Origin of the sequence: Aminobacter niigataensis (genome assembly GCF_946995915.1) — a bacterium.
Classification (GTDB): domain Bacteria; phylum Pseudomonadota; class Alphaproteobacteria; order Rhizobiales; family Rhizobiaceae; genus Aminobacter; species Aminobacter niigataensis.
This window is the reverse complement of the sequence record NZ_OX341517.1, coordinates 356,724-370,485: the sequence shown is the minus strand read 5'-3', so window position 1 is coordinate 370,485 and position 13,762 is coordinate 356,724. Positions and strand designations below refer to the sequence as shown.

Annotated in this window: 9 protein-coding genes; 2 read left to right on the top strand and 7 right to left on the bottom strand. The window is 66.4% G+C overall.

The window, feature by feature from the left end; translation table 11 throughout:
* Nucleotides 1-80: 80 nt before the first annotated feature.
* From O1Y97_RS01810 to O1Y97_RS01780, 7 genes are all read right to left on the bottom strand, one after another.
* Nucleotides 81-986, bottom strand: coding sequence for a carbohydrate kinase family protein (locus O1Y97_RS01810; protein ID WP_318762878.1), 906 nt, complete (start codon nt 984-986; stop codon nt 81-83).
* Nucleotides 987-1,051: 65 nt separating this feature from the next.
* The gene (locus O1Y97_RS01805) at nt 1,052-2,296 is read right to left on the bottom strand and encodes a Gfo/Idh/MocA family protein (RefSeq protein ID WP_318762877.1); all 1,245 of its coding nucleotides are present in this window, start codon (nt 2,294-2,296) and stop codon (nt 1,052-1,054) included.
* Nucleotides 2,297-2,326: 30 nt separating this feature from the next.
* Nucleotides 2,327-3,340, bottom strand: coding sequence for a LacI family DNA-binding transcriptional regulator (locus O1Y97_RS01800; protein ID WP_318762876.1), 1,014 nt, complete (start codon nt 3,338-3,340; stop codon nt 2,327-2,329).
* Nucleotides 3,337-4,332: an ABC transporter permease gene (locus tag O1Y97_RS01795; RefSeq protein ID WP_318762875.1), complete on the bottom strand. Its 996-nt coding sequence runs from the start codon at nt 4,330-4,332 to the stop codon at nt 3,337-3,339. Before O1Y97_RS01795 ends, O1Y97_RS01800 begins: the two co-directional genes overlap by 4 nt.
* Nucleotides 4,329-5,321 (bottom strand): ABC transporter permease, encoded by a 993-nt coding sequence (locus O1Y97_RS01790; RefSeq protein ID WP_318762874.1) that lies wholly within the window; start codon nt 5,319-5,321, stop codon nt 4,329-4,331. The genes O1Y97_RS01795 and O1Y97_RS01790 overlap by 4 nt, the downstream gene beginning before the upstream one ends.
* The gene (locus O1Y97_RS01785; RefSeq protein ID WP_318762873.1) at nt 5,318-6,817 is read right to left on the bottom strand and encodes a sugar ABC transporter ATP-binding protein; all 1,500 of its coding nucleotides are present in this window, start codon (nt 6,815-6,817) and stop codon (nt 5,318-5,320) included. The genes O1Y97_RS01790 and O1Y97_RS01785 overlap by 4 nt, the downstream gene beginning before the upstream one ends.
* 80 nt (nt 6,818-6,897) lie before the next feature.
* Entirely contained in the window at nt 6,898-7,923 is a 1,026-nt protein-coding gene (locus O1Y97_RS01780) for an ABC transporter substrate-binding protein (RefSeq protein WP_108609586.1), read from the bottom strand.
* A 538-nt stretch (nt 7,924-8,461) separates the two neighbouring features.
* Between O1Y97_RS01780 and O1Y97_RS01775 the strand changes: the two genes are divergently transcribed.
* Together O1Y97_RS01775 and O1Y97_RS01770 are read left to right on the top strand one after the other, a co-directional pair.
* On the top strand, nt 8,462-10,357 hold the full coding sequence (locus O1Y97_RS01775; RefSeq protein WP_318764274.1) for an NHL repeat-containing protein: 1,896 nt from the start codon (nt 8,462-8,464) through the stop codon (nt 10,355-10,357).
* A gap of 11 nt (nt 10,358-10,368) precedes the next feature.
* Complete coding sequence (locus tag O1Y97_RS01770) at nt 10,369-13,641, top strand: DUF7929 domain-containing protein (RefSeq protein WP_318762872.1); 3,273 nt, start codon at nt 10,369-10,371, stop codon at nt 13,639-13,641.
* Nucleotides 13,642-13,762: the final 121 nt, after the last annotated feature.

Here is a 13,762-nt window from a genome sequence, read left to right as displayed (position 1 = left end):
GAACGTGTGCGGGGCTCCACGCAAGGTCATCGAATACAGTGGCCATACCCGTTCGTCAGGGCTGCTACCTTCGTGCCGTGTCAGGCGCTGTAGCGCCGCGGGAAGGTCGAGATCGCCCGGGCTGCCGTCTCGACGCCGCGCGCAAGTGCCGCGCCGAGCGATCCGCCCTTGGCAAGGGAAGCGAGGAAGGCGGCATTGAAGGTGTCGCCGGCGCCGACGGTGTCGATGACCTCGACCCTGGGCGATGCTGCATGAAAGTGCTCGCCGCCGGCATAAGCGTGGGCGCCCTGCGCGCCGTCCTTGACCACCAGCGTATGCGCGGCGCCGATCTGCCGGACGAGTAGGGCGGTAGCAGTGTCGAGATCGTCGACGCCGGCTAGCCCCTTGGCCTCTTCGGCATTGATCAGCGAGATGTCGGCGGCGGCGATCCAGTCGCTGACCTGCTGCTTGTTCGCCTCGGTCCAGCCGACCGGCGGCCAGCCCGGGTCGATGGCGGTGCGCCAGCCTTTTGCCGACAGCGCTTCGAGGAGCGTCGTCGTGCCGGCCTCGATGCGCGGCATCAGGTGCCCGCCGGAAATGAGCGCCAGGGCATTGTCGCCCGGGGCCTGGGGCAGCCGCTCGATCAGGTCCTCGAGGCCGGCACGCTGCAGATGTCCCGGCGTGGTGAAGAACACCCGGTCGCCGCCCTTGTGGACGATGCCGACCGTCAGCGTCGTGTCGCACGGCTCGACGATCCATTCGCACGAGGCGGCATCGAACTGTCCGCTCAGCCACGCCCCGTTCGGATCGTTGCCGACGGATGCGATCATCAGATGGTTTTCGCCCATGCCGGCCAGCGCAAGTGTGGTGTTGCCGGCGGAGCCTCCCGGCCGCATCTCGGAACGGTCGACGACCACCTCGGTGCCTACGGCCGGCCAGCCGTCGACTTCGCCGAGCACCAGGTCGACATTGACATTGCCGAGAACGAGCAGCGTCGGAACGGTCATAAGGTCTGCCTATGCTATTGCAGCATCCGCCCCGATGGGAGCGGACGCTCGTGTGTCAGTGTCGGTCACGCGCCGGTGCGCGCGACCACCGGCACATAGTTTTCGAGTTCAGGGGCAGGGAAGCTGACTGTTCCGTTGATCTCGGCAGAGCGATAGAGCCCCATCAGGATCTCGACCACCGCAAGCCCGTCGTCGAAGGTTTCGATCGGCTTCTCGCCCTTGCGGAAGCACTCCACCATGTGACGATTCTCGTCGGTATAGCCGTAGATGCCGGCTTCGTCTTCAAGAACCGGCATCAGGCCCTGTTCGGCATTCTGCTTTTCGACCAGGTCCTCGCCTTCGGCGCCCTTGACCTCGCGCGACATGAACACCTTGAGACCGGTGTTGAGCGAATTGAACTCCATCGCGTATTCCGGCCCGAGCAGTTCGAGCTGGATGCGCAGTCCGGCGCCGACATAGGCCCACGAGGTCGTCGCCTCGATCACCAGCTCGTTGCCGTCCTCGTCCTCGAGCAGGATGGTGCCGCGGGCGAAATCCTCGGACGGGCGGTTGCGGTAGTCGACCTCGGTGCCGAAACGCTTCTTCAACTGGTCGGCATAGTTGGGCCGCGTCCATTTGAGGTTGGCGACGGTGCCACTGACCGACTTGATGGTCAGCGACTTGCGCTCGGCACCAGGCTTGGTCAGCAGGTGCCGCGCCACCTCGACGCTGTGGCACATCATGTCGGACAGGACGCCGCCGCCCTGCTTGTCGCCCTGCCAGAACCAAGGTTCGTGCGGGCCGGAATGTTCTTCCGCGGCGCGCGCCAGGTAGGGCCGGCCGGTGGCCGAGGCGGCGCGGCGCCAGATGATGTCCTTGCCGCGGATGACCGGCGTGCAGAACACCTGGTTTTCGAGGTAGCCGTGGTTGAGGCCGGCGTCGTCGGCTAGGCGCAGCATCTCGCGCGCCTCGGCGATGGTCCGGGCCAGCGGCTTTTCGCAGGCAACCGCGATGACCTTGCTGCGGCCTGCCTTCACCTCTGCGTGCAGCGTGCGCATCACGTCGAGGCGCGTGTAGTTGGGCGACAGGATCCAGATCGCGTCGACATTGTCGGCATTGACCAGCGATTCCAGGCTGTCGTGGCTGGTGCACTCGCCGAGGCCGAGTTCGTCGACGCGGTTGGCAAACCGGGCGCGGTTCTCGGCCTTACGGCTGTAGACGCCGGTGACGTCGACATTGCGCACGCCGAGCATGCCCCTGAGGTGGAATTCCGCGATGAAGCCGCTTCCGACGAAGCCGACGCGCAGCCGCTGTTTGGGCAATCCGGTCATGGTCGATCCCTCATTTCCTGCTAACTGAAATCATTTCGGCGCTGGCGCCGTGGTGCCGCGTATCTTCAGCGTCGTCGCCAGCATCGTCGGCTTGCGCGGCGTCAGCCCGCCGGCAAGCATGTCGAGCAGCATGTTCATGGCGGCGCGGCCGATCTCGGCTCGCGGCTGGCTGACGGTGGTCAGCGGCGGGTAGAAGGCCTCGCTGAGGAACAGGTCGTCGAAGCCGACGACGGAGACGTCGCCGGGCACGTCGAGGCCAAGCCGGCGCAATTCGTGGATCACGCCGAACGCCATCTCGTCATTGGCGACGAAGATCGCCGTCGGCGGCTGCGGCAGCTCGAACAGTTCGCGGCACAGCCGCTGGCCGGTGTGCAGCAGGTAGTCGCCGACCGGCTCGTGGCCGTCGGGGATGGCCAGCCCGGCGGCCTGCATGGCGGCGCGGTAGCCGTTGCGGCGGCTGACGCTCATGATCTCCGGCACCGGGCCCGAGATATGGGCGATGCGCTTGTGGCCGAGCCCGATCAGGTGTTCGACGGCGTCGCGCGCGGCGCCCTCGTTGTCGATCATCACATGCGGGAAGCCGGCGTCGCGGATCTCCTCCAGCGCCACCACGATGGGCGCGTCGGCGACCGAATCGAGAAAGCCTTCTCGCGCCGGCAGCTTGCCGGTCATCAGGATCATGCCGTCGGCATGGCCATCGCGCAGCATGTCGAAATACTCGACCTCGCGGTCGGAGTCGTTTTCGGTGTTGCCCATCAGGACGGAGTAGCCGGCGGCGCGGGCGGTGGCTTCGACGCCTTTCAGGATCTCGAGATAGAACGGGTTGCCGACGTCACGGACCACCATCAGCACCGCCATTGCCCGTTGCGTGCGCAGATTGCGGGCGCTGACATTGGGCCGGTAGTTCATCTCGCGGGCGACCTCGCGGATGCGGCTGAGCGTCGGCTCGGCCACCAGTCCGCTGTCGGAGAGCGCGCGCGACACGGTGGCGGCGGAAACGCCCAGCCGCTCGGCGATGTCCTTGATCTTGGGTCGCTCGTTCATCCGCGCATTGCCCGTCCGCGTCCATAGAACAGCATCAGCAAGAGCAGCGTGGCGCCGAACACCATCTGCCGCCCGGATTCGTCGATGTGCACCGTGGTCAGGATGCCCTGCAGGATGACCAGCAGCAGCGCACCCGCCATGGTGCCGGTGTAGCCGCCCTTGCCACCCGACAGCGGCGTGCCGCCGAAGACGACGGCGATGATCGAGGCCAGCATGTACTGCTCGCCGACATTGGCGAAGGACGAGCCGGAATAGCCGAGCAGGCAGATGCCGGTGATGGCGGCGAACACACCCGACAGCATGAACAGCGAGATGCGCATCGCCTTGACCGGCACGCCGGCCATGTAGGCGGCCTGCTCGTTGGAACCGATGGCGTAGATGCGGTGGCCGTAGACGGTGCGGGTCAGCATGAAGGCCATCAGCAGCCCGATCGCCACCCACAGCCAGATGATGCCGGGCAGGCCGAGCAGGAACGGCTGGGTGACGAAGCGCGACAGGCCGGGCGCGGCAAACCCAGAGGGGATGCCGTTGCGCACCACCACCAGCAGGCCCTGCAGCACGCCGAGCATGCCGAGCGTCATGACCAGCGGCGGGATGCGCAGAAGCGTCACGCCCATGCCGTTGATCAGGCCGATGAAGGCACCGGCCGCCATGCAGGCGAGCACCGCCGGCACGATGGCGCTGTCGGCGCCGTTCATGACGTTGCCGGCGATGATGGCGCTGAGTGAGATGACGCCGCCGACCGACAGGTCGATGCCCTCGCGGCCGCCGAGGATGACGAGGTTCTGGCCGGCGGCGACGATGCCGAGCAGGGCGGCGACGATGAGCAGGCGCAGGATCTGCTGGGCCGAAGCAAAGCCGGGCGAGAGCGTCTCGCCGAGCAGGAGCAGGGCGACGATCAGGATCAGCGCCACGACCAGCGGCTGCTTGAGGAAGGTCAGCACGGGCGAGGGCGACGGCGCCTTGGAATGGGTCTGGGTCGTGGCGGTCATGCGCGTGCCCTCCGGCCGACGAGCACGCCGGCCATCAGCGCGATCAGGATGGCCAGGCCCTGGACCAGGTTCTGCCATTCCGACGGCGTGCCGACGAAGAACACCAGCGAGTTGATGAGGCCGATGATCAGCGCCCCGATGATCGAGCCGACGACGGTGCCGAAGCCGCCCGACAATGCGCTGCCGCCGAGCACCACGGCCGCGACCGAGAACAGGGTCATCTTGCCGCCGACGAGCGGGTCGCCGCTGGCGGTGTCGCCGGTGATGCAGAAGGCGGCGAGCGCCGCGAACAGGCCGCACAGCGCGTAGCCCTGGATGCGGATCCTGGTCACCGGCAGGCCGCTCTGGAAGGCTGCCTGCGCGTCGTCGCCGACGGCGAGCAGTTGCGTGGCGAGGCGGGTGCGGGCGAGCACGTAGAGCACGATGGCCAGCAAGACCGCGGCGTAGAACACGAACGGAATCTCGAAGAAGCGGCCGCCATAGGTGCGCCAGAAGGCGGCCGGTGCCGGCGTGCCGGCGACAGGCATCACGTAGAGCGCCAGGCCGGTGAAGAAGATACTGGTGGCGAAGGTGGCAACGATCGCCTGGAGCCTGAGTGCAGCCACCACGATGCCGTTGACGATGCCGCAGGCCAATCCGGTGAGCAGGCCGACGCCGAGGGCCGCGACCACCGAAAAGCCGCTGCCGCCCATCTTTTCCATCAGCACGACGATGACGACATTGACCAGCGAGACGATGGCCCCGACCGACAGGTCGATGTCGCCGGCATAGACGACATAGGTCTGGGCGATGGCGAGCATCATCAGCGCGAGATAGGTCTTCACCAAGCCGGTGATGCCGATGAAGCTGATGCTGCGCGGCTGGTAGAGGCCGTTGAGCGCCAGCAGCACCAGCGCGATCAGCAACGCCGGCAGGAACGGATAGCGCTCGACGAGGCGCTTGAGCCCGCCGCCCGGCTTTTGCGTGGATATGGTCGCGGTTGTCATCACGCGGCCTCGTAAGCTGCCTGGTAGAGATTGTAGCGCGTGCGGTCGGCGCCGGTGAGTTCGCGCCGCACCGACCCGCCATTGAAGACGAGGATGCGGTCGGCATTGTTGAGCAATTCGGCATCTTCCGAGGAGTAGAGTACGATGCCCATGCCCTCTTCGGCGAGCTTGCGGATCAGCGAAAACAGGTCTGCCTTGGCCGACAGGTCGATGCCCTTGGTCGGATCGTCGAGCAGCAGGACGTCGGGCCGGTCGATCAGCCAGCGGGCGATGACGATCTTCTGCTGGTTGCCGCCCGACAGCGAATTGATCGGATGGCTGAGCCCGCCGAACTTGGTATGCAGCGCCTCGAGCGCCGGCTTCACCCGTGCCGCCAGCGCTGCCGGTCGCGCCAGCTTCAGCTTTTGCCGGAGATAGTGGATCGGCGTGGCGTTTTCGATGATCGGCCGGCCCTGGATGATGCCGTCGCGGCTGCGGTCGCCGGAGACATAGGCGAGCCCGCGGCGGATGGCGCTGCGTGGATTGGACGGCGTGAAGGCCGAACCGCCGAGCGTGATCGTACCGCCTGCCGCTGGGTTGGCGCCGAAGATGGCGCGCAGCACTGCCGACTGGCCCTGGCCGTGCAGGCCGCCGAAGCCGAGGATCTCGCCCTTGGCGACCTCGAAGCTGACATTGGCAAAACCCTTGCCGGAGAAGTTCTCGGCCTTGAGCACTGCCGCCTTGCGGTCGGTCGCCGCGGCCGGCGGGGCGCTGGCGCCGGCGGCAAGCTCGTCCTGGCCGCCGACCATCAGCCGGATCACCGCTGCCGGATTGGTGTCGGCGATGTTTTCGGTGCCCACCGTCTCGCCGTCGCGGATGACCGTGACGCGGTCGCCGATGGCGAAGATTTCGTCCATGCGGTGCGAGATGAAGATGATGCTGCGGCCATCGGCCTTCAGGCCGCGCAGGATTTCGAAGAAGCGGTCGACCTGGGCCCGGTCGAGCGCCGAGGTAGGTTCGTCGAAGATGGTGATCGGCGCTTCGGTGGCCAGCGCCTTCATGATTTCGACCAGCTGGCGCTGGTCGGCGCGCAGGTTCTCCACCACCGCTTCCGCCGAAAAGCCTTCGCCGGCAACCGTTTCGAACAGGGCGATGTAGCGGGCGGCGCGTATCTCCAGAGCCTTGCGGTCGACGAAGATGCCGCCCGGCATATCGGGCAGGCAGATGTTTTCCGCCACCGTCCGGTGCCCGGCCAGGCTGAGCTCCTGGTAGAAGATGCCGATGCCGTGCTCGCGCGCCGCATGCGGACCGGTGATGGTCACCGGCTTGCCGTCGATCAGGATTTCTCCGCCGTCCGGCCGCACGCTGCCGGCCAGCACCTTGCATAGCGTGCTCTTGCCCGAGCCGTTGGAGCCGATCAGCACATGCACTTCGCCGGCCTCGACCGTCAGGTCGCCGCGGCGCAAGGCCAGGGTGGCGCCGTAAGCCTTGCTTACGCCGCGCATGATGAGTTTCGACATGGTGGTGGCTTTCCGGTGCTTCGTCGGTCGGGGGACGCGCGGCTGTTTTCAGGCGCGCGTCCCCGTTCGTGGGAGGAAGCTTACTTGAACAGCGCTTCGGCGTCAGCGATCGAAAGCTGGCTGGTGTAGGAGAAGTAGCCCGGCTTGCCGTCGAGCTCCTTGGCGACCTGATCGACGTTCTTGCCGTCGATGAAGGGGATCGGCAGGTACATGGCGTTCTTGTACTGGCCAGCCGTCGCCGGCTCCTTCAGTTCCTTGCCTTCAAGCATCAGCACGGCGACGTTGAGTGCCGAAGCCATGACGCCGGGAGGGTTCACCGAAGCGCCCGAGTTCAGCTTGTCCTTGACCCAGAGGTCGATGAAGTCTTTGCGGATCTCGCCGGTGGCGGCGATCGACGACTGCTTCTTGGCATCGATGATCGACTTCCAGGCGCCTGCCGCCATGCCGTCCTGCACCCAGACACCGTTGATGTCGGGGTTGGTGGCGAGCAGGTTCTGCATCGCCTGCTGGCCCTGGGCCTGATCCCAGTTGGCGTTCACTTCATTGACGATCTTGATGTCGGGATACTGGCCGAACACTTCCTTGTAGCCGGCGACGCGCATCTCGTTGGCCGGGTGGCCTGCGACGCCGTTGATGGCAACGACGTTACCCTTGCCGCCGAGTGTCTCGGCCAGCCACTTGGCGCCTGCGGCACCCCATGCCTTCTGGTCGATGCCGACATAGGTGGCGTCGGGCGACGACACTTCGGCGTCGGTCGAGATCACCAGGATGCCGGCTTCCTTGGCCTGGGCAAACACCGGATCGAACGCCGTCGGGCTGTTCGGGTTGATGATGATGGCGTTGACGCCTTCGCTGATGAAGTTGCGGACGTGTGCGATCTGGCCGGGCACGTCGACATTGGCGCTCTGCACCACGACCTCGACATTGACGCCCTTTTCCTTCCAGGCTGCTGCTGCTGCCTGTGCCTGTTCGATCATCTGCGTCCGCCACTCCGAGCCTACCCAGCCGTTGGACAGGCCGATCTTGTAGTCGGCCGCCTGGGTCGAGAACGCCGACACGGCCAGCGCCGCGACGGTGGTGAGCGCCAGTGCTGCAAATTTCTTCATGAATTCCTCCCGATGCAAAAACTGCTGCAGCAGATGATAGCCAGAAAATGTAATCGATTTCAATCGGCATTTTGCAAGGGTTTGCGGAACGTTCGATTGCCTCAAAATGAGGTCGCCGGCGGGCCCTTCGAGGTGAACCTTTCCCGGCGTTGGCGCGACCAACGTCCAGGCGCCGCGTGGTGCGGTGTCATGAAAGGAAAACCCAATGACCACAGACACCAGGTGTTGCGGGTCACCGCGAGCACCCGGAGCACGGCGCGACCACCGCCTCAGGGACAGGGTGGACGCGTTGGGCTTCGGGCTTGTTCCATTGACCCTAGGTAAGCCCCGGCGTATCGTCGCGCCGAGGGACAATAGCAGGACCGCAAGGGAGGAAAGTGCCGGGTATCAGCGCTTCGCTCTCGCATGCGCTCCAGCACCTTCTTCCACACAACTCGGGAGAGGTGTCATGCCGTGCTTTCGTGGTGGTTTCGGTGCGCTCGCGCATGCAGCCGGACCGTCAGGCAACCGCCTGGGAGCACTCGCGCTGAACGCCGGCATGATGGCGCTGGCGCTCGCCGCCAATCTCTGGCTGGCACCACAGGCCGGCGCCCAGGAAACCCAGATCATCAACCCTGGATCGATGGCGGTCACCGGCTTTTCCGGCACAGTCATTCCCGGTATCGAGGAAGGGTTGCCGCCCGGCGTCGACCCGGTAGACGAAACCTTCATCGACACAGAGCGCGCAACCTTGCGCGTTCTCGACGTTTCGGCCCTCGGCGGGCCGCCGTCGGGCCAACTCGTCAATACGCCGTTGCCCTTCGAGGTCCTCGCCGGCCAGATCGGCCAGGTCTTCGCGCTGACCTATGACGACGGTGTCCGCGACGGCACCCCGTCTGATGTGCCCGATCTCTACGCGGGCGCGACCTCGCTGCACGGCATCCGCATCGTCACGCCTGATGCCGACGACGACGGACGGCCTGAGCGCCAGCGCCGCGGCATCGCCGGCGCCACCTTCATGGCCGGCCAGTTCGGCGAGGAGAATGGCGGCGGCCCCGGCACGATCTGGCGGATCGACGGCATCTCGGGTGCTGTCACCAAGTTCGCCGACATCGACACCAACAGCGGCCCCGGCATTGGCGACGTCGCTTTCGACAAGATCCATCGCCAATTCTTCGCCTCCGACCTCGATACCGGCCTGATCCACCGCATCGACGCCACGGGCGCCCTGGTCGACACCTTCGACCACGGCGTCACGGGACGCCCGGTGCGCGGGCTGGCCCCGACTGCCGATGACGGCGCGGTGATGGACATTGCCGGCGCCGCCTTCGACAGCGAGGACCCTGGCACCTGGGGCTACACCCAGGACGAGCGCCGCGTTTGGGGCGTGGCCTTCCATGGTGGCCGCGTCTACTACGCGGTCGGCGACGAGGCCGAGATCTGGTCAGTCGGCATCGCCCGCGACGGCAAGTTCGCGGGCGACCCGCGCTGGGAACTGACCGTCGAGGCCGACAAGGACCTGCCGGTTACCGATATCGCCTTCGACAGCAGGGGCTTCATGTATCTGGCCCAGCGCGGGGAGATCGAAAACCGCTTCGACTACAGCCAGTTCGCCGACACCGGCGATGGCGAGGTCATCCGCTACTGGCGTGAAAGTCCCGATGATCCGGCGACCGAAAGCATCTGGGTGCCGGTGCCGCAGGAATATGCGGTCGGCTTTCCCGAAGGCAATCGCCAGTCGGCCGGCGGCATCGACCTGCAATATGGATATGATGCGCAGGGCTTCATCAACCCCAACGCCTGCACCGACACCATCGTCAAGACTGGCGACAAGCTCAGGGACAACCCGGCCCTGGCCGAGCAGCTCGCCGCGGGTGGTCCGCTTGCCGTCCATGGGGTGCAGATCACCTCGACTTCGCTCGTGAAGCCGGCGAACGTTCCGCCTTTCGGATCGTGGTTCGTCGACTTCGACAGCTTCTATGAAGATCCCGAGGTCGAGGGACATGTCGGCGACGTCGAGATATGGCGGCCATGCGAAGGCCGCGCCGGCTATTACGAGCAGATTCCGTATCCGGGCGACTATCCGACGCCGCTGTGGCCGCCGGATTTTCCGCCGCCCGGCAACATCCCGCCCTGCCTCGACGTCGAGGCGGTCGAGTATTTCTGCACCCCGGCCGGGCTCGAGGCCGATCTCTATGTCCGTGACGTTGCAGGCATCGGCGGCGATTCCGTCAAGGCCGATTCCAGGACGCCGGGCGTTGGCATCTCACCGCTTCAGCAGACCAAGCCGGCAGGCGCGCCGTTCACCATCGGGGTGACCGGCCACTTCCCCGGCGACACGGTCAATGTCGGCCTGTGCTTCTACAAGCAGTCCGACGCCGACAAGGGCGGCTATTACCCTTGCTGCAAGGTGGTGGTGCCGCTCGAAACGCCCGCCGCAAGCTGCGAACCGTGAGGGAGGGAGAGATGAACATCCACGCTCCCGTCCCGCTCGACAGCAAAGCAACCGTCATGGAGACGATCATGAAACCCCTGTCATTCGCCAGGCGCGGTGCGCGCTGGCTGGTGGCGGCAGGTATCGCGCTCGCCGCCATGCCCCTGTCGCCGGCAGCCGCCCAGCCGTTGCCCGATGTCGTGCCTGAACTGAGGCTCGACCGCATCGTGCCGCATCCCGGGCATGACGACGTCGTGCCGTTCTTCACCAAGAAGGGTGCCCAGCGCAATTGCGACTATGTCGTCTATAATCTGCGCTTCGGTGCCCGCGGCAATCCGGAAAAGTTCTTCGATCCGGCCTTCGCCAACGGTCTCAAGACGCTGCGGATGGATTTCCGCGACCAGCTTGCGCCCGGCCTGAAGATCGTCAATGTGCAGGCCAGCGCCGACGGCACCGATGCCGTCGGCGGTCCGCTGCCGGCAGCCGCCATAGGCACCACCGCCAACCCCAACGATACGGCCACGATTTCCGACTTCCGGCTGTCGGCGACCGATCTCGACGGTGTCGGCGCGCCCAACGAACGCTACATCGACATCCGCATCACAGCCCTGATCGACCACGCCGCCTTCCCGGCGCCCACGGTCGTCGACAACCAGGGCTTCGTCAAGCTGTCGGCTGGCCCCGGCTCGATCGAGATCCCCTCGCACGATCCGGCCAAGCCCGACGACGGCGATTTCCGCACCGGCGAGAAGACCCAGATCCGCATCGACATCACCGACTGCGAGCCGCCTCCGCCACCGCCTCCGGGCGGCGACGAGCCGTGCTTCAAGGTCGAGACGGGCGATGTCGACTGCGTGCCCGGTGGCGGCGCCTACATCTACAACATGCCTGTCGGGCCCGAGATGGCCGGCCGCTGGGTGCAGCTGCGCACCACCACGCCGGGCATCACCATCGACCCGCCGATGCAACTCGTTCCGCCCGGTGGCGGCGTGCTGCACTGGGAGATCGAAGGTGCAGTACCCGGCGATGTCGTGCATCTGATCGTCACCGGCATCGAAACCTATGCCGGTCCGGAAGAGGGCGTCGGCCTGTGCTGCACCCAGACGGTCGACATCGTCATTCCCCCCGACCTTCGCTGCCCGCCCGACAAGGAACCGGACATCAAGGTCGAGAAACGTGCCGACGTTGCCCGCTGCACGGTCCTTGGCGGCTGCAACTTCACTATCCGCGTCACCAATGTCGGCGACGGCCCCTACAACGGCAAGATCGTGCTCGACGAGGTGACCTTGCCCGGCAACGCCACGATAGATTCCGGGCCCAACGCGCCCTGGACCTGTCTGCCGGCAACCAGCCCGATGAGTTGCGAGCATCCCGCGACCACGCTCGATCCCGGCGAATGGGTCGATCTCAAGATCGGCTTCAAGCCCGGACCCGGCTGGGAGGCGAGCTTCATCCGCAATTGCGCCGAGTACGACTACACGGCGAGCGAAAAGCCCGACGTGTTCGGCCGCACCGACAACGACAAGGCGTGCGCCAGCATTCCAATCTGCAAGCGCGGCGATCCCGATTGCCGTCCGCCGGTGGAAAAGAAGGTCGACCTGCGCATCACCAAGGACCCGCGTTCGGTCTCCTGCAGTGCCGATGGCGTCTGCAGCTTCTTGATCCGTGTCTACAACAACGGTACCCAAAACTATGTCGGTCCGCTGACTGTCATCGACGACTATCCCACCGGAGCGCCGACGTCCTCGACCTTTGGCCCGACGCCGCCCTGGGCTTGCGGGCCTGCCGGTCCCGGCCAGTTCCGCTGCGATCATCCGGGCGTGGCACTGGTGCCCGGTGCGTCGGTGCCGCTTTCGGTGGTCGCCATCGTGCCGGCGGACTATCCGTCCGACATGATCCGCAACTGCGGCGAGGTACGGGCGATCCCTGGTGAGACGGTGCTGGTCAACAACAAGGCCTGCGCCACCATGCGCATCCCGCATCCGGGGCGGCCGCGGCTGACCGTTGCCAAGACCGGCGACCGGCAGTGCGAGACGGGCCGGCCCTGCACGTTCGAGATCACCATCACCAACAGCGGCACCGGTCCCTTCAATGGCTCGGTCCGCATCGGCGATGCCATCGGCGTGGACGGGCTCGGCCGGCTGGACGGCGTTCCGATCAGCTCGATCGAGCCGCCTTTCGGCTGCACGCCCGAGCCAACGACGCTGCCATTGTCCTGCGTCACCAACATCAGCCTCGGCGCCGGCGAAAGCCGCGTCCACAGGGTGACGGTGGTGATCCCGGACGACGGCCGCCTCGCCAATCTCCCCCGGCCGGTGCCGGCCCAGAACTGCGTTGCCGTGCTTCCGCCCGACACGCCGGTTCGCGGGCTGGACCTGGCCGGTGGCACGGCCCTCCCGGGCGGTCTTGGCGCCGGCAGTCCCTATGCCTGCCACCGCTTCCTGATCGACCATGAGGTCAAGCAGGAGTGCTCGGAAGGCTTCGTGCTCAACCAGGCCGGCCGTTGCGTCTGCCCCGAAGGCACGGCGTTCCGCAATGGCCAGTGCGTGCCCGATAGCGGCACGGTGACGCCGGTTCCCCCGGTCAAGCCGCAATGCCGCCTGTTGCCGGGACAGATCCGCACCGAGGACGGACGCTGCATCTGCCCGCGCGGCACGGACCTCAAGAACGGCAAGTGCGTGCGGCCGGAACAGCCGCCGGAACGGCAGTGCAAGCTGCTGCCCGGCCAGATCCGGACGCAGGACGGAAGCTGCATCTGCCCGCGTGGCACCGAGCTGAGGAACGGCCGCTGCGTCAAGGATGTGCCGCCGGTACGCCAGTGCACGCTGCTGCCGGGCCAGATCCGGACGCAGGACGGGCGCTGCATCTGCCCGCGTGGCACAGAGCTGAGGAACGGTCGCTGCGTCAAGGATCAGCCGCCGGTGCGCCAGTGCAAGCTGTTGCCCGGCCAGATCCGGACGCAGGACGGGCGTTGCATCTGTCCGCGCGGAACGCAGCTGATCCGGGGCGCATGCCGCAAGGCACCGACGACGCAGTGCCCTGACGGCACGACGCTGGTGCGCGGCCGCTGTGTGCCCGATCGTCAGGACACCGTCTGTCGCCGTGGCGAGGTGCTGATCAACGGCCAGTGCGTGACCATCGAGCGTGAGTGCCCGCGCGGCACGGTCGGCAACTATCCGAACTGCCGTCCGATCCGCCAGCAGCCCACGTTGCAGATCCCGATCAACCCGGATGTATTCCGCGGCCTGATCCCGCAGAGACGGGAGCAGCAACAGCCGAGGACCAACAACATCATTCCGCAGTGATCGTCACAAGCGCATGTAACCCCGCCGGCCGGTCCGGCGGGGTTCTGCTTTTCCGGGGTTTATACGGCGATGTGGCTGCATTCCGGTCTCGACAAGCCGGGCGCCGGAGATTAGGCAAGCC